Origin of the sequence: Kutzneria kofuensis (assembly GCF_014203355.1) — a bacterium.
Taxonomy (GTDB): domain Bacteria; phylum Actinomycetota; class Actinomycetes; order Mycobacteriales; family Pseudonocardiaceae; genus Kutzneria; species Kutzneria kofuensis.
The window spans coordinates 7,862,195-7,878,000 of the sequence record NZ_JACHIR010000001.1 but is presented as its reverse complement, the minus strand read 5'-3'; the positions used below and the strand labels follow the sequence as shown (position 1 = coordinate 7,878,000).

Here is a 15,806-nt window from a genome sequence, read left to right as displayed (position 1 = left end):
CGGCTCGGGCCGACCGCCGCGCGGCTGGGCCGTGCGGCCCAACGCCGTCACCGCGGCGCTCTGTCGCCCCACTCTTGTTCCATTTGTTTCACGACGCCGCTCAGGTTCGATTCCATTGCCCATTCTTGACAAGAGGAACAACCGGTGCTGCACTTTGCAAACCCTGTTACATCGTTGTTACATTTGTTTCACGAGGAGGGTGTCCCTGCATGGCCTCCACCGTTGAATCCCGCCGGCGGGTGCTCGCCACCTGCGCGGCGGCGACCCTGCTGGCCGCCGGCGCGGCCTACGCCGTCACCCAGGCCCCGCCGGCCTTCGCCGCCACCTCGGCCAACGTCTGGCTGACCACCCCGGACCGGGCGAACCTGTTGACGCAGAAGGGATCGGTGTCGTTCGGCACGCCGGGCAGCGGCGCGGTGATCACCGTCGACCCGAACACGACCTACCAGTCCATGGTCGGCTTCGGCGCCTCGCTGACCGACTCGGCGGCGTACAACATCTACAACTCCCCCAACCGCAACAGCATCATGACCGCGCTGTTCAGCCCGACCAGCGGCATCGGGCTGGACTGGCTGCGCCAGCCACTGGGGGCGTCCGACTTCTCCCGCAACTTCTACAGCTACGACGACGGTTCGGCCGACCCGAGCCTGTCCCGCTTCTCGATCTCGCACGACCAGGCCTACATCCTGCCGCTGATCAACCAGGCCCGGTCGCTCAACCCGGCCACCTCGGTGATGGTCGTGCCGTGGAGCGCGCCGGGCTGGATGAAGACCAGCGGCAACATGGTCGGCGGCGGCCTGGCCACGAACTACGAGGGCGCCTTCGCCGACTACCTGGTCAAGTCGGTCCAGGCCTACCAGGCCGCGGGCGTGCCGGTGCAGTACCTGGCGGTGGCCAACGAGCCGCAGAACTCGCCCGGCGGCTACCCGGGCATGCTGATGTCGGCCGACCAGCAGAGCCGCCTGATCAACACGCTCGCGCCCAGGCTGTCGGCGGCCGGGCTGGGCACGAAGATCCTGGCCTGGGACCACAACTGGGACAACCCCGGGTACGCCCAGCAGGTGCTGGCCGCCACCGGCAGCAACACGGCCGGCTCCGCCTGGCACTGCTACGGCGGCGACCCGAGCGCGCAGACCGGCGTGCACAACGCGTACCCGAACAAGGACATCTTCTTCACCGAGTGCTCCGGAACCGAGTCGGGCAACACCTTCGCCGACTCACTGCTCTGGCAGGGCCGCAACCTGGCCATCGGGACCACCCGCAACTGGGCGCGCAGCGTCAGCCTGTGGAACATGGCCCTGGACGGCAACCACGGCCCGGTGATCGGCTCCTGCGGCAACTGCATGGGCCTGGTCACCGTCAACGGCGGCAGCGTCACCTACAACGCCGACTACTACGTGCTGGGGCACCTGGCCAAGTTCGTCAAGCCGGGGGCGGTGCGCATCAACTCCACCGCGCAGTCCCAGGGCGGCATCGAGAACGTGGCCTTCCGCAACCCGGACGGCTCCATCGTGCTGGTGGCCGTGAACTCCGGCGGTACGCAGAACTTCCAGGTCTCCTACGGCGGCTCGTCGTTCGGCTACAGCCTGCCCGGCGGCTCGATGGCCACCTTCACCTGGCCCGGCTCCGGCGGCAGCACGCCGCCGCCGACCGGCCCGATCGACTCGTCCCAGTGGTACGAGGTGATCAACCAGAACAGCGGCAGGTGCCTGGACGCCGCCGGCTGGGGCACCGCCAACGGCACCGCGCTGCAGCAGTGGGGCTGCGGGGCGACGGCCAACCAGGAGTGGCAGTTCCGGCCGACCAGCGACGGCTACTACCAGGTCGTCAACCGCAACGCGCCCAGCCTGGTGTGGGACGTCTCCGGCGGGGCCGGGGCGACCGCCGACGGCACGCAGGTCCAGTTGTGGAGCTACGCCGGCGGGACCAACCAGCAGTGGCAGGCGGTGGACGTGGGCAACGGGTACTACAAGTTCGTCGCCCGCAACAGCAACAAGTGCCTCGATGTCCGTGATCAGTCGACGGCGGACGGCGCGTTGCTGCAGCAGTGGACGTGCAGCGGCGGGCCGGCGCAGTCGTTCCGGCTGGCCGCTCAATGACCGTCCGGGCGCGCGTTCGATCCGGGCGCGCGCCCACCATCAGGTAGTGGCGTCGAGGACCCTCGCTCCGCCCATGCCTGCATCCCGGCCCCGACCGGCCCGTTCGATGACCCCCAGGACGTGCGGGTGGACAGCCCGTGACGCGGTTCGAAGAAGGCAGTGCGGACTTCGTCAAGTTCGCCGACAACGGCCAATCCGCGTCAACGTAGACTTCACATCGTCCACGAAATGCACCACACCGCATTCACCATTCCCGGCGCGCGGAACGTGTTCGCCGACGGCGAAAACAATCGCGCGAATTCCCGCAGTGGGGGTTGTCCGCAGTGCCGAACGTCGTCACCAAGCAGTACCTTGCCGAATCCGCCAATTCGAGACCGCTCCGTCACGCCGCGCGTGAACTCCGACTTCCCGAGACCTATGCGGCCTCGTACGGAAATCTCCAGCTCGACCGGCCGCTGTTCGTGCCGGAAGCGGAGATCACCGCATTCGCCGCCGACCTCGCCGCCGTCTTCGACATCCTCGTCTCCCTGCCCGGCCGCCTGTTCGACGGCGACCTCCGCCGCTACTGCGCCGCGCTCGGCATGGACGACCGGCTGGCCGCGCTGATGTGCCGCGGCGCCACCGGCGCGCCGCCGCTGTACGCCCGGGCCGACGCCTACCACGACGGCACGTCGTTCAAGCTGCTGGAACTCAACGTCGGCAGCGAGCTCGGCGGCCTGGACACCGCGCAGCTCAACCGCGCGTTCCTGGCCCGACCCGAGTTCGCCGACTTCGCCCAGCGGCACGAGCTCGGCCACGTCGACACGATCCCCCGTGTCGCCGCCGCGCTGCGGCAGGCGGCCCTGGTCGACGAGCCGGTGGTGGCGCTGATCGAGAGCACCGACGGCCTCGCCGCCCACGAGCATGTGTTCCTCGCGCTCCGGGAAGCGCTGCGCGACCAGGGCATCGACCTGCTGTTGGGCGAGATCCACGAGCTCGACGAACAGAACGGCAAGATCACGCTGCGGGGCACGCCACTCGACGTCGTGCTGCGCTACTTCGTCGCCGGCGAGCTCGTCGACGACCCGACCGCCCAGCAGAAGCTGGACCTGTTGATCGAAGCCCCCGAGACGGTGCTCTTCACGCCGCTGGAGGGCGGCGTGTACGCGAGCAAGGGCAGCCTCGCGATGCTGCACGACCCGGCCGTCCGCGCGACCTTCTCCGCCGAGGAGCACGCGGTTGTCGACCGTGTCGTGCCGTGGACCCGGCTGCTCGGCGCCGAGGACGGCCAGGACGCGCTGTTCCGGCACTGCCGGGACGAGCGCCGGAATCTCGTGCTCAAGCCGGGCGTCGGCTACGGCGGCGTCGGCACCGTGGTCGGGCACGCCGTCACCGACGAGGAGTGGGAGCGGGCCCTGGCCGAGCGCCGGACCGGCGACCACGTCGTGCAGCGCCGGGTTCGGCCGAGGACCGAGCCGGTGCTGAACGCGGAGACGAACGCCATCGAGGAATGGGTGGCGAACTGGGGGATATTCGTCGATTCCGCGGGATATGCCGGCGGATTCGTACGCGCACTCAAGCCCGCCGACGGGTCGGTGGTTTCGTACTCGAACTCCGGCACCCGCGGCACGTGTGTTTTCACCACCAGCTGAACTTTTCCGAACGGAACGTGAAATGAACAGACCAACGGGGGGCGATGACGCGCGCCCGCACGTCGTCGTCATCAACCGATGGCGTGAGCACTACGCCGATTACCACCGCTATCTCGACCATTCGACGCATCGCGTCACCTACATCAGCACGGAGGTCGGCCTCGGCTCGGTTCCCGCCGCCGCGACCGACACCGTTCTCGTCGACGCCACCGACGACCTGCCCCAGGCCCGCGCCGCGCTGGCCGAGCTCGTGCGCCGCCACGGCGAGCCGCACCGCATCGTCGCGCTGAAGGAGGACGACCTGCTGGTCGGGGCCCAGCTGCGCGAGGAGTGGGACGTGCCCGGCCACCGGCCGGCCGACCTGCTCCGGTTCCGCGACAAGTTCCTGATGGGCCGGGCGATCGAGGCCGCCGGGCTGCCCGTCCCCGCCTTCGCCGAGGTCACCGGGCCGCAGTCGGTGCTCGACTTCGCCGGCGAACACGGCTGGCCGGTCGTGCTCAAGCCGCGTATCGGCAGCTCCAGCGCCGGTGTGGTGGTGGTCGACGGTCCGGCCGGGATCGCGCTCACCGACGAGCCGATGCTCGTCCAGGCGTTCAACCCGCACCCGATCCACCACGTCGACGGCGTGTTCACCGGCGCCGAGATGGCGTGCCTGAAGGTCTCCCGGTACGTCAACACCTGCCTGGGCTTCCGCACCGGCAGCTTCCTCGGCTCGGTCGAGGTGGACGATCCGGCGGTCATCGACGCCGTACGCGCCGCCGCCACCGACTTCCTCCGCGCCCTCACCGACCAGCCGACCCCGCTGCACCTCGAAGTCTTCTTCGACGGCGAGACCTGCACCTTCCTGGAGGTCGGCGCCCGCGCCGGCGGCTCGGAGATCCCGTTCATCTGGCGCGACCTGCACGGCTACGACCTCATGCGGGCCGCCTTCGACCTGCAACTGGGCCGTGAGCCGCAGCAACCCCCGGCGGTCGCCAGCGGCGAGGTCGGCGGCTGGCTGCTGATCCCGGCGCCCGCCGCGCGCCCGTGCCGGATCACCGAGGTGACGTCGATGGTCGGCGCGACGCCGGGACCGTACGCGGAGGCGCTGCTCGGTGTCGGCGAGGTGCTGCCCGAGGCGGACGCCTACTACGAGCACGTCGGCGGCCGGTTCCGCTTCCGCGGTGCGACCAGTGCCGAGGTGGAGAAGGCGTTGGAGGAGACGGCCAGGGGCTTCCGGGTCAGCGCGGAGCCGGTCGAGCGGGTGGGTGCGCGGTGAAGAACGACCAGGTCCTGCGCGACTACTCGGAGCAGATCCTCGACGGCGAGGGCGGCAACGACTACGAGCGCTACATGCACACCGGGACGCTGCTGTCGTTGCAGCGCAGGCCCGAGGAGGTCGTGCACCGCGACGAGCTGCTGTTCCAGATCGTGCACCAGTCCACCGAGCTGTGGCTCAAGCTCGCGCACTCCGAGCTCGTCGAGGCGACCGACCGGGTCCGTGCCCGCGACTTCGACGCCGCGATCGCGCTGCTCAACCGGGCGTCGCTGGGCATGGTGCTGGTGACCGAGCAGCTGGAGATGATGCACCACCTGTCGCCGTGGGACTTCCAGACCATGCGGACCGTGCTCGGGCACGGCTCGGGCGCGGACTCCCCCGGCTGGCGCTCCATCCACCGCCAGGGCGCTGTGCTCGGCCGCGTGTTCCGGGAGTACGTCGAGACCGAGGGTGTCGACCTCGCCGAGCAGTACCGCAGCCGCGTGCACGGCCCCGAGCACCGGCTGGCCGAGGCGTTGATCGAGTTCGACGAGCGGGTGTCGCTGTGGCGGGTGCGCCACTACAAGATGCTCACCCGGGTCATCGGCAACGAGGTCATCGGCACCCAGGGCACGCACACCGACACGCTGGCCCGGCTCATCGAGGACCGCTTCTTCCCCGAGCTGTGGCGGCTGCGCACCGAGCTGACCGAGACCGGCCCGATGGGCCAGTACCACCTGGGGACGTCGTCGTGAACCTCTCCCCCGCCGCCTTCCGTGCCCGCTTTCCCATGCTGGGCAACAGGGTTCACCTGGCGAGTTGCAGTCTCGGCGCGCGGTCGCTCGATCTCGACGACGCACTGCGGCTGATGCTCGACGACATGGCCGACGGCGGCGCGCCGTGGGACCGCTTCGAGGACCAGCTGCACCAGGCCCGGCAAGGCTTCGCGGCACTCGTCGGCGCTCGGGTCGAACAGATCGCGGTGGTGCCCAACGCATCCGTCGGCGCCTATCAGGTCGCATCCACGATGGACTTCGGTCGGCGGCCGAAGATCGTCACCACCGACCTGGAGTTCCCGTCCGTCGCGCACGTCTGGCTGGCGCAACGCCCTCGCGGCGCGGAGGTCGTGTACGGCGGCGAGATCGACCAGGCCACGCGGCTCGTGTCGGTGCCGATGACCGGGTACCAGTACGGCGAGCGGCTGCCCGTCGCCGACATCGCCCGGCGCGCGCACGACGCCGGCGCCGAGGTGTTCGTCGACGCCTACCAGGCCATCGGCACCGAGCCGGTCGACGTCGACCGGCTCGGCTGTGACTACCTCGTCGCCGGTACCATGAAGTACCTGCTGGGCCTGCCCGGCCTGGCCTTCCTCTACGTGCGTTCGCCCGCTCGGACCGACCGTGACCCGCGACTGACCGGCTGGTTCGGCCGGGTCGACCCGTTCGCCTTCGACCCACGCACCCTCGACTTCGCCGCCACGGCAACAAGGTTCGAGACCGGCACGCCGTCGGTGCCCGCCGCCTACACGGCCAACGCGGGACTGCGGCTGATCGCCCGGACCGACCTCGCCGCCGTCCGCGACCACATCCTCGGCCTCACCGACCTCGCCATCGACCTTCTGACCGCGCAGGGCAGGCAGGTCCACGCGCTGCCGCGCGAACGCCGCGGCGCGCACATCGGACTGGTCGACCCCGATCCCATCGGCCTGGCCAAGCGGTTGGCGGCGCACGGCATCGCGGTCAGCCCCCGCGGCGACGTCGTGCGGCTGTCGTTCCACCACTACAGCACCACCGAAGACATCGACGCGCTCTGCGCGGCACTTTCCCGAATCGAGCGGTAGATCCCATGTCCACGGCTGAGTTACGCACCTGGCTCCACGAATCCGATCCCAAGAAGTTCCCCTACGCCGCCGTCGTCCGCCACTACCAGCGGGTCGGCAAGCACTTCGTCCACCCCGAGCTGCTGTCCGTGCTGGCCGACGTCCGCGACCGGCTGCCGTCCATGCGCGGCCCGTGGGAGCACGTCCAGACCCTCGCGTCGTTCCTGGACACCGCGCTGGACAAGCCGGACGGCCGGTACGACTACCCGACCTACCTGGCGTTGTCGCTGCTGCAACTGCCCACTGTGGACGATCCGGTGGAGCAGGCGCCGTTCGCGCGGTCCCGCTGCGACCGGCTGATCGCGCAGCTCGTCGCCGACGCGCTGGGGTTCGAGATCGCCGCCGTGGAGGGCGCGACGGCCCTGCTGCCGGCCATGCGGCCCGACCCGGACCTGGTCGTCAAGCGCTGCAAGCACGGCCTACGGGTGATCCGGCCCGTGCTGGCCCGCATGTCGCTCGACGGCGGCCTCACCGCCACCGAGCCGTTGGAGCTGGCGCGGCAGGTGTGCTCGGTGGTGCGGGCCGACATGTCGTTCAGCGAGGAACGCGCCCTGGAGCTGAGCGTGCTGCCGGTCTACACCGCGCACGACGAGTACATGTTCCTGCGCGTGCTGCAGACGTTCGAGACGGTCTTCGCCCTGCTGGCGGTGCTGCTGCGCGGAGTCACCGCCGCACTCGCTCAGGGCGAGGCCGACCGCGCGGTGCATTTCCTGGCCACCGCGGAGAACGCGCTGCGGGAGTCCGCGCCGCTGTTCTCGATGCTCGCGACCATGCAGATCGAGTCGTTCCGCACCTTCCGCCAGTTCACCGAGGGCGCGAGCGCGATCCAGTCCCGCAACTACAAGCTCGTCGAGTCGCTCTGCCGGCAACCCGATGCCGAGCGCGTGGACTCCCCCGCCTTCCACTCAGCCCCCGACGTGCGCGACCGCGTGCTGGCCGGCCAGCACACCCTCGACGACGCCTACCGCGAGCTGCGCGAGTCCGGCGCCGTCAGCGAACACGACCGCGAGCGCATCGCCGAGGGCATGAAGGGCTTCGCCCGCGCCCTGCTGCGCTGGCGCAACACCCACTACCGGCTGGCCGTGCGGATGCTCGGCGAGGCCACCGGCACCGGCTACACCGAGGGCACGCCCTATCTCAAGGCGGTGCGCACCATCCCCGTCTTCCACGCCGTGGACGTCGCCGGCGAGGAGACCGACGAGACTGCGAGGACCCGATGACCGCATTCGACGCTCCCGTGGGCATCGTCGGCGCCGGGCCGGTCGGCCTGGTCGCGGCGCTGCGGCTGGCCGGGCTCGGCGTGCCGACCGTGCTGCTGGAGGCCAAGCCCGAGCTGCTCAAGCAGGGCTCCAAGGCGTGCCTGATCCAGGGCGACGTGCTGGAGGTGCTGGACAAGTTCGGCTGCGCCGAGCCGATCCGGGACGAGGGCGTGACGTGGACCGTGGCGCGGACCTACGTCCGCAACCGGGTGATCCGCTCCGCCGAGTACCCGCGCGGGCTGGGCTTCGGCCCGTTCGTGAACATCTCCCAGTTCCGCATCGAGCAGGTGCTGGTCGAGGCGGCCGAGGCCAACCCGCTCTGCGACCTGCGCTGGGGCCACGAGGTGATGGCCGTGACCCAGGACGCCGACAGCGTGACGGTCCGGGTGAACACCGCCGAGGGTGAGCAGGACCTGCGGTTCGCCCACCTCGTCGCCGCCGACGGCGTCCGCAGCAAGATGCGCGAGCTGATGGACGTCGAGTGGACCGGCTACACGCACAAGGACCGGTTCCTGATCACGGACATCAAGGCGAAGCTGCCGCTGGCCAAGGAACGGCACTTCCACTACGACCCGTCGTTCAACCCGGGCCGGCAGCTGGTGATGCACCCGCAGCCCAACGACATCTGGCGCATCGACTGGCAGCTGCCGCCGGACGCCGACATCGAGGCGGAGCAACTGGACGGCCGGTTCGACCAGCGGGTGCGGGCCGTCATCGGCGACATCCCGTACGAGATCGACTGGGTCAGCACCTACCGGTTCCACCAGCGGGTCGTGGCCCGGCTGCGGGTCGGCCGGGTGTTGTTCGCCGGCGACGCCGCGCATTCCCTGCCGCCGTACGGTTCCCGGGGCATGAACAGCGGCATCCAGGACGCCGACAACCTCGCGTGGAAGCTCGCCGCCATCCACAATGGACAAGCCGGCGAGGAGCTGCTGGAGACGTATCACATCGAGCGGTACGCCGCGGCGCGGGAGAACCTGCGCGTCACCGAGGCGACCATCCGGTTCATGGTGCCGCCCAACCGGATCCGCCGCTGGACCCGGGCGGCGTTGCTGGGGCTGTCGCGCTCCCTCGGCCTGGCCCGCAAGCACGTCAACAGCGGCCGGATGGCCGAGCCGTACGTCTACACCGAATCGCCCATCGTGCAACCCGCCGGCGACGACCCGCTGCTGGGTTCGTTCGCGCCGGACATGCGGATCGACGGCGAGCCTTCCCGGCTGCGGCGTTTGTTCGGGCACCGCTTCGTCGTGCTGTGCTTCGCCACCACCGGCACCCGCGCCGCCGAACTCCTCGACCAGGCTCGTTCCACCGAGTGCGACATGGTGGTCGTGCTGCCCGAGGGAGCGCCGGCCGAGGGCGTGCCGAACGGTGCCCGGGTCGTCCGCTCCGAGGACACCGAGTTGCTCGCCCGATATGGCACGGTCGGCGGCACCTGGTGGGTCGTACGACCGGACGGCCATCTCGCCGCCCGGGGTAGCGACGGCAACGACTTCGCCGCCGCGCTGCGCACCGCTGCCGGCGTCGGCGCCTTGGACCGCACTCTCGTGAAGGGAACCAGCGCATGACCGCGCCCGATTACGCCTGGCAGAACGGCCGTCTGGTCCGGTGGGACGACTGCGTCGTGCACGCCCGCAGCCAGGGCGCGTTCTGGGGCGCGAACGTCTTCGAGGGGATCCGCGCCTACGCCGGCCCGGAGACCATGCACGCGTTCCGCGTGGACGACCACCTGGCCCGGCTGCGGCGCTCGATGAAGAGTCTGCACCTGGAGATCGGGCACAGCGACGCCGAGCTCAAGCAGGCCTGCCTGGATGTGGTGCAGGCCAACGGTTTCAACACCGACACACACATCTGCGTGGTGGCGTACTTCGACGAGGGGCCGAACTTCGACCCGCTGGCGTACACCACCTCCACCGGCGTGCACATCACCGCGATCCCGATGCCGCGCTCGGCCAAGCACGAGACCGGCGCCGCGGCGAGCATCGCCTCGTGGCGGCGGATCAGCGACGACTCGATGCCGCCGCGGATCAAGACCGGGGCGAACTACCACAACAGCCGGCTGGCCCAGCACGAAGCCGTCCGCAACGGGTACGACACCACGTTGCTGCTCAACCAGCGCGGCACGGTGGCGGAGGCGCCGGGATCGTGCGTGGTGATGGTTCGCGACGGCGAGCTCGTCACGCCGCCCGGCACGAGCGGCGTGCTGGAGGGCATCACCGTCGCCACGGTGGCCCGCCTGGCCGAGGAGAAGCTCGGCATTCCGTTGCGGCGGCGGGAGATCGACCGCACGGAGCTCTACGTCGCCGACGAGATCTTCCTGTGCGGCACGCTGGCCGAGCTGCTGCCGGTCACGAGCGTGGACCGCAACCCGGTGGGCGACGGCAAACGCGGCCCGCTCACCGCCGCCCTGCAGAGCCATTACGACGACGCGGTCCGCGCCCGCGGCGACCACCCCGAGTGGTGCACGCCGATCGCCCCGGCCCGCGAGGAGGTGACGGCATGACCGTGCTCACCGACCTGATCACGGCCTTGACCTCCGGCGCGGTCGAAGTGATCGACCTGACCGCGCCGCTGTCCGAGCAGACGCCGATCATCGACCTGCCGCCGGACCGCGGCCAGCCGTGGCCGTTCTCCCGCGAGGTGATCAGCGACTTCGACGCCGCGGGACCGACCGTCTACTGGAACAACATCCGGCTCTCCGAGCACACCGGCACGCACTTCGACGCGCCGTCGCACTGGCTGTCCGGCAAGAACACCCAGGACGTCTCGCAGGTGCCGCCCCAACGGCTCGTCGCTCCGGCAGCGGTGATCGACCTGTCCGAGGATGTCGCCCGGGACCCGGACTTCCTGCTGCGGCGGGAACACATCGAGGCGTGGATCGCCGAGCACGGCCCGCTGCCCGACGGCGGCTGGCTGCTGTACCGGACCGGCTGGGACGCCCGGGGCGCCGACCCGCAGGCGTTCATCAACGGCCGGCACACCCCCGGCGTGGCCGAGGACTGCGCGCGGTGGATCGCCGAGGAGACCCCGGTGATCGGCCTCGGCGTGGAGACCGTCGGCACCGACGCCGGGCTGGCCGGCGAGTTCGAGCAGCCGTTCCCGTGCCACTGGTTCCTGCACGGCGCCGGCAAGTACGGCCTCACCCAGCTGCGCAACCTCGCGCTGCTGCCGCCGACCGGCGCGGTGGTCGTCGCCTCGCCGCTGCCGATCGTCGGCGGCTCGGGCAGCCCGACCAGGGTGCTCGCGCTCGTCACTCGTCCGTGAGATCCGACGCGGACAACGTCAAGTCCGCCGGGACGGCGACCCGTACTTCCAGATACTGGACCGTACGCCCGCGTGACCGAAGGGAACCCCAGATGTCGGACTACCTCTCCCTGCTCGACCAGCGCCGCCGGGGAGTGCTGGTGACCCTCAAGCGGGACGGCCGGCCGCAGCTGTCCAACGTGGACTTCGACTACGACCCGGCCACCCGGGTGGTGCGGCTGTCGACCACGGAGGACCGCGCGAAGATCCGCAACCTGCGGCGCGACCCGCGGGTCAGCCTGCACGTAACCACCCCCGAGGGCGGCGCGTACGCGGTCTTCGAGGGCGTCGCCGAGCTGTCCGCGGTGGCCGCCGAGCCGCACGACCAGGCCGTCGAGGAGCTCATCGAGGTCTACCGCGGCGTGCAGGGCGAACACCCCGACTGGGACGACTACCGGCGGGCGATGGTCGCCGACCGCCGGCTCGTCGTCCGGTTCCGCATCGACCGCTCGTACGGCTGGCTCCCGGCCTGAATCCCCCTTTGACCGAAAGGCTTTCCCCCATGCCCCGCCTGAACGTGATCATCGCCAGCACCCGGCCCGGCCGCTCCGGCCCCGCCGTCGCCGAGTGGTTCACGAAGATCGCCGAGAAGCACGGCCGGTTCGAGATCCGCCTGGTCGACCTGGCCGAGGTCGGCCTGCCGCTGCTCGACGAGCCCAACCACCCGTCCGAGCGCAACTACACCAAGCAGCACACCAAGGACTGGAGCGCGATCGTCGACGCGGCCGACGCGTTCGTGTTCGTCGCCCCCGAGTACAACTACTCGATCAACGCGGCGCTCAAGAACGCCATCGACTACCTGTACTTCGAGTGGCAGTACAAGCCGGTCGGCATCGTCAGCTACGGCAACACCTCCGCCGGCCTGCGGGCCGCGCAGATGACCAAGCAGGTCGTCACCACGCTGAAGATGGTGCCGGTGCCGGAGTGCGTCGCCATCCACTTCATCGGCCAGCACATCGACGCCGACGGCAACTTCACCGGCACCGACGCGATGGCCTCCTCGGCCGAGGGCATGCTCGACGAGCTGCACAGCGTCGCCGAGGCGCTGGAACCGTTGCGCGCCAAGGCCGCCGGGTGAGACCGATGGACCATCTGATCGTGGTCGGCAGCGGCGGCCGGCCCTACCGCGAGTACGCGTTCACGTCGTTGGCGCCGCGGTACCGGCTGTCCGCCCTGCTGCCCGCGGAGCCGACGTGGCAGCGGCTCTACCTGGACGACTGGCGCGTCGTCGACTTCGCCGACGACGCCGCCGTAGTGGACGCCCTGCGTTCGTTGGCGGGCCCGGATTCCGGCGTGCTCACGTGGGACGAGACGGTGCTGAAGAGCACCGCCCGGGCCGCGGAGAAGCTGTCGCTGCGACACATGTCCGCGGAGTCGGCGGCTCGCTGCCGTGACAAGTACACGACGCGGACGTTGCTCGACGCCGCCGGCCTGCCCGCCGTGCGGTACGGCCTCGCACACAGCGCCAACGAAGCGGTGTCGATCGCCGAGGGGCTGGGATTCCCGGTCGTGGTCAAGCCCCGTGCGCTCGCCGGCAGCGTCGGCGTCGTGCTCGCCAACGACGCCGGGGAGGTGTGGGACGCGTTCGGCCTCGCCACCGGCGCGGCGTTCGCGACGCTGCCCAACGGGCACGGGGTGCTGGTGGAGGAGTACCTCGACGGGCCGGAGATCAGCGTCGACAGCGTGGTGTCCGACGGCGCCGTCACCTGCGTGCACGTCGCCCGCAAGCGGCTGGGCTTCGAGCCGCACTTCGAGGAGGTCGGGCACCTGCTCACCGGCTGGACGTCCGAGCCGTGGGCCGACGCCGTGCGGGACCTGGTGGTCAACGCGCATCGCGCGCTCGGCGTCGAACTCGGCGTCACCCATGCCGAGCTTCGGCTCACCGCGGCCGGGCCGCGGCTGGTGGAGCTCAACGGCCGGCTCGGCGGGGATCTCATTCCGTACGCGGGATTCCTGGCCACCGGCATCGACCTGGTCGTCGCCGCCGCGGAACTCGCGCTCGGCCGTGAGCCCGATCTGACGCCCGTGCACGACCGCGCCGCCGAGGTGCGGTTCGTCTACCCGCCCTACGACGCCGTTGTGCACCGCATCGACCTTCGCGCGGCCGCCGACGTGCCCGGCATCGAGCACGTGGCGGTGCTGGCCGAGACCGGCTCGACGCTGCTCCTGCCGCCCCGGCAAGCGATTCCGCGGCTGGCGGCGCTCGTCGCGGTCGCCGGGGACGAGGACGGATGCCGGGCTGTCCTGGACACCGCCGTGCCGCTGGTCGTCAGCGAGGTCAGCGGTGCCTAAGCCGGTCAACGGCCTCATCGCCACCCACGGCCTGTCGTCGTTCTGTCTGGGCCTGGTGTTTCCGTACACCGCGATCTACCTGTCGGACATGCCGGGCGTGGGAACGCCCGGCGTGGCCGTGTTCTACGCGTGCACCGGCGGCGCCAACCTCGCCACCGCCTTGCTGCTGAGCACGGGGATTCTGCGCCTTCGCGGCGTGCCGCTCGGGGTGCTCGGGACGCTGCTGTGGTTCGTCGGCTACCTCGGCCTCTACCTCGCCGGGTCCTATCCGGCGGTGGTCGCCGCCGGCCTGGCCATCGGCGTCGGGCAGGGCAGTTTCCTCGCCGCGATCATCCCCATCGTCAACTCGCTCGTCACCGCGGAGGAACGGCGCCGGGTCTTCGCCCGGCGCTACGCCGTCCTCAACGCCACGCTCGCGCTGGGCTCCCTCGTCGCCGCCGGGCTCACGCTCGCCCTGCCCCGCACCGTGATCCCTTACCTGTTCCTGGCCAACGCCGTCGGCATGCTGCCCGTCACCGTCGCCATCCTGGCCGTACGCAAGCATCTTCCCGCTGCGTCGTCGGATCGGGAACGGTCGGACGCGACGCCGGTCGGCCAGCTGTGGCGGATCACCCTGTCCGCCGCCGCCTTCCAGCTCGCCGTCTACCTCTTCGGGCTCAGCCAGTTCGAGGCCACCGCCCCGCTCGTTTCCGTCAACCTCATGGCGATGGGTCTGTCCACCGTCTCCCTGCTGCTCATGGTCGACGTCGGCGTCATCGCCTTCGCGCAGGGCCTTGTCACCCGCCTCCTGGAGAAACGCCCGGAGTTGTTCGGTCTCCGCTGCGCCATGCTGCTCTGGGTCGCCGCCTACCTCATCGCCGGCGTCGTCTCCTTCGGCCCCTACCCGCTCCGCCTGGCCGGCCTCCTCGCCTACGCCGTCCTTTTCGCCCTCGGCGAGTGCGCCTACTCGGCGTCGTTCCACCCCTGGCTGATCTCCCTCGTCCCCGACCGGGATCTCACCCGAGCCAACGCCCTCGTCAACTCCATGATGGGCATCGGCAACTTCGCCGGGCCCTCGATCGGCGTCGCCCTCGCCCTCACCGGCAGCGCCCCCACCGTCTGGCTCGGCCTCGCCGCCTGCTGCACCGCCGTCACGTTCATCACGGCCCGCGCCCGGCGCCGCCAGCCCGTCACGGCGTAGGCGGCCCCGCGTCGATGCGCCGCAGCACCGGCTCGAGGCGGTCGATGTCGGCGCTGGTCTGGAGTTGGCGTTCGTCCCACCAGGTGGCGCCGGCCTCGGCCAGCGGCGCGAGCACGTCCCGGGCGGTGGCGGGATCGGTGGCGCCGCCGAGGACGATGTCGAACGGGGAGTCGTCCGAGCGGTGCCGGCGGACGTAGGCGACGAGGTCGCGGACCTGGTCGACGGGTGGAATCTCGCCGTGCCGGGCGGTGTCGAACAGCGGGACGACGCCGTCCCAGCGGGCGGCGCGGCGCACGGGGCGGCGGGCCGGCCAGAAGCCGCCGATCCAGACCGGTGGACGCGGGCGTTGCACGGTGGCGGGGAGCAGGGTGACGTCCCGGACCTGGAAGTGCCGGCCGGCGTGGGTCACGGGCTCACCGGACCAATAGCGTCGCAGCAGGTCCAAGCCCTCGTCGAGGCGCTCCGCGAGCACGGCGGGGTCGGTGGGTTCGCCGAAACTGCCGAACTCGTCCTCGATCGGGCCGCCGAGGCCGGCGCCGAAGATCACCCGGCCGCCGCTGACGGAATCGAGGGTGGCGACCTGGCGGGCGAGCTGCTCCGGCCGCCGCCGGGCCACGGGGGTCACGAGCGTGCCGAGCCGGATCCGGGACGTCGCCAGGGCGGCGGCGGTGAGCAGCATCCACGGGTCCCCGAAGGGCACGCCGCGACGCCGGTCCTTGTCGTGCACGACGTGGTCCCAGACGAACAGCCCGTCCCAGCCGGCCTGCTCCGCCGCGACGGCCACCCGCGCGACGGTCCGGGCGTCGGCGAAGTCGCCGAAGTTGGGGAGGTTGACGGAGAAGCGCATCCGGGCCCTTCCTACTTGGCGGCGCGGAGATCCTGCACGGCGGCGGCCCGGCCCGGCAAGTCGGATTTCCCGGGCGTGGCGG

14 protein-coding genes are annotated in these 15,806 nt (G+C 71.0%); 13 read left to right on the top strand and 1 reads right to left on the bottom strand.

The features are described from left to right. The first annotated feature begins 209 nt into the window (after nucleotides 1-209). The 13 genes from BJ998_RS35920 to BJ998_RS35860 all read left to right on the top strand — a co-directional run bounded on the left by BJ998_RS35920 (nucleotide 210) and on the right by BJ998_RS35860 (nucleotide 14,877). Nucleotides 210-2,099: an RICIN domain-containing protein gene (locus BJ998_RS35920; RefSeq protein WP_184867735.1), complete on the top strand. Its 1,890-nt coding sequence runs from the start codon at nucleotides 210-212 to the stop codon at nucleotides 2,097-2,099. 323 nt (nucleotides 2,100-2,422) lie between these two features. Next, the gene (locus BJ998_RS35915) at nucleotides 2,423-3,730 is read left to right on the top strand and encodes a hypothetical protein (RefSeq protein WP_184867734.1); all 1,308 of its coding nucleotides are present in this window, start codon (nucleotides 2,423-2,425) and stop codon (nucleotides 3,728-3,730) included. A 22-nt stretch (nucleotides 3,731-3,752) separates the two neighbouring features. Continuing rightward, complete coding sequence (locus BJ998_RS35910) at nucleotides 3,753-4,988, top strand: ATP-grasp domain-containing protein (protein ID WP_184867733.1); 1,236 nt, start codon at nucleotides 3,753-3,755, stop codon at nucleotides 4,986-4,988. Next, complete coding sequence (locus tag BJ998_RS35905) at nucleotides 4,985-5,722, top strand: tryptophan 2,3-dioxygenase family protein (RefSeq protein ID WP_221338240.1); 738 nt, start codon at nucleotides 4,985-4,987, stop codon at nucleotides 5,720-5,722. The genes BJ998_RS35910 and BJ998_RS35905 overlap by 4 nt, the downstream gene beginning before the upstream one ends. Further along, nucleotides 5,719-6,807: an aminotransferase class V-fold PLP-dependent enzyme gene (locus BJ998_RS35900; protein ID WP_312890489.1), complete on the top strand. Its 1,089-nt coding sequence runs from the start codon at nucleotides 5,719-5,721 to the stop codon at nucleotides 6,805-6,807. Before BJ998_RS35905 ends, BJ998_RS35900 begins: the two co-directional genes overlap by 4 nt. A gap of 5 nt (nucleotides 6,808-6,812) precedes the next feature. Continuing rightward, on the top strand, nucleotides 6,813-8,066 hold the full coding sequence (locus BJ998_RS35895; RefSeq protein ID WP_184867732.1) for a tryptophan 2,3-dioxygenase: 1,254 nt from the start codon (nucleotides 6,813-6,815) through the stop codon (nucleotides 8,064-8,066). Then, the gene (locus tag BJ998_RS35890) at nucleotides 8,063-9,670 is read left to right on the top strand and encodes an FAD-dependent monooxygenase (RefSeq protein WP_184867731.1); all 1,608 of its coding nucleotides are present in this window, start codon (nucleotides 8,063-8,065) and stop codon (nucleotides 9,668-9,670) included. Before BJ998_RS35895 ends, BJ998_RS35890 begins: the two co-directional genes overlap by 4 nt. Beyond that, nucleotides 9,667-10,605: a branched-chain-amino-acid transaminase gene (gene ilvE / locus BJ998_RS35885; protein ID WP_184867730.1), complete on the top strand. Its 939-nt coding sequence runs from the start codon at nucleotides 9,667-9,669 to the stop codon at nucleotides 10,603-10,605. The genes BJ998_RS35890 and ilvE overlap by 4 nt, the downstream gene beginning before the upstream one ends. Further along, nucleotides 10,602-11,366, top strand: a complete 765-nt coding sequence (locus BJ998_RS35880) for a cyclase family protein (protein ID WP_184867729.1) — start codon at nucleotides 10,602-10,604, stop codon at nucleotides 11,364-11,366. The genes ilvE and BJ998_RS35880 overlap by 4 nt, the downstream gene beginning before the upstream one ends. 92 nt (nucleotides 11,367-11,458) lie before the next feature. Continuing rightward, the gene (locus BJ998_RS35875) at nucleotides 11,459-11,878 is read left to right on the top strand and encodes a PPOX class F420-dependent oxidoreductase (RefSeq protein ID WP_184867728.1); all 420 of its coding nucleotides are present in this window, start codon (nucleotides 11,459-11,461) and stop codon (nucleotides 11,876-11,878) included. Nucleotides 11,879-11,907: 29 nt separating this feature from the next. Next, nucleotides 11,908-12,483 (top strand): NADPH-dependent FMN reductase, encoded by a 576-nt coding sequence (locus BJ998_RS35870; RefSeq protein WP_184867727.1) that lies wholly within the window; start codon nucleotides 11,908-11,910, stop codon nucleotides 12,481-12,483. 5 nt (nucleotides 12,484-12,488) lie between these two features. Then, the gene (locus BJ998_RS35865; RefSeq protein ID WP_184867726.1) at nucleotides 12,489-13,697 is read left to right on the top strand and encodes an ATP-grasp domain-containing protein; all 1,209 of its coding nucleotides are present in this window, start codon (nucleotides 12,489-12,491) and stop codon (nucleotides 13,695-13,697) included. Beyond that, complete coding sequence (locus BJ998_RS35860) at nucleotides 13,690-14,877, top strand: MFS transporter (RefSeq protein ID WP_184867725.1); 1,188 nt, start codon at nucleotides 13,690-13,692, stop codon at nucleotides 14,875-14,877. Before BJ998_RS35865 ends, BJ998_RS35860 begins: the two co-directional genes overlap by 8 nt. Here the strand turns inward: BJ998_RS35860 and BJ998_RS35855 are convergent. Continuing rightward, nucleotides 14,867-15,724 (bottom strand): LLM class flavin-dependent oxidoreductase, encoded by an 858-nt coding sequence (locus BJ998_RS35855; RefSeq protein ID WP_184867724.1) that lies wholly within the window; start codon nucleotides 15,722-15,724, stop codon nucleotides 14,867-14,869. The two genes, BJ998_RS35860 and BJ998_RS35855, sit on opposite strands and share 11 nt — an antisense overlap. Between the last annotated feature and the right edge of the window lie 82 nt (nucleotides 15,725-15,806).

Bases quoted from the DNA above. Each gene is read 5' to 3' on its own strand.
- BJ998_RS35870 (WP_184867727.1), top strand. From the start codon at position 11,908: ATGCCCCGCCTGAACGTGATCATCGCCAGCACCCGGCCCGGCCGCTCC.
- BJ998_RS35890 (WP_184867731.1), top strand. From the start codon at position 8,063: ATGACCGCATTCGACGCTCCCGTGGGCATCGTCGGCGCCGGGCCGGTC.
- BJ998_RS35920 (WP_184867735.1), top strand. From the start codon at position 210: ATGGCCTCCACCGTTGAATCCCGCCGGCGGGTGCTCGCCACCTGCGCG.
- BJ998_RS35910 (WP_184867733.1), top strand. From the start codon at position 3,753: ATGAACAGACCAACGGGGGGCGATGACGCGCGCCCGCACGTCGTCGTC.
- BJ998_RS35865 (WP_184867726.1), top strand. From the start codon at position 12,489: ATGGACCATCTGATCGTGGTCGGCAGCGGCGGCCGGCCCTACCGCGAG.
- BJ998_RS35880 (WP_184867729.1), top strand. From the start codon at position 10,602: ATGACCGTGCTCACCGACCTGATCACGGCCTTGACCTCCGGCGCGGTC.
- BJ998_RS35875 (WP_184867728.1), top strand. From the start codon at position 11,459: ATGTCGGACTACCTCTCCCTGCTCGACCAGCGCCGCCGGGGAGTGCTG.
- BJ998_RS35895 (WP_184867732.1), top strand. From the start codon at position 6,813: ATGTCCACGGCTGAGTTACGCACCTGGCTCCACGAATCCGATCCCAAG.
- BJ998_RS35855 (WP_184867724.1), bottom strand. From the start codon at position 15,724: ATGCGCTTCTCCGTCAACCTCCCCAACTTCGGCGACTTCGCCGACGCC.
- ilvE (WP_184867730.1), top strand. From the start codon at position 9,667: ATGACCGCGCCCGATTACGCCTGGCAGAACGGCCGTCTGGTCCGGTGG.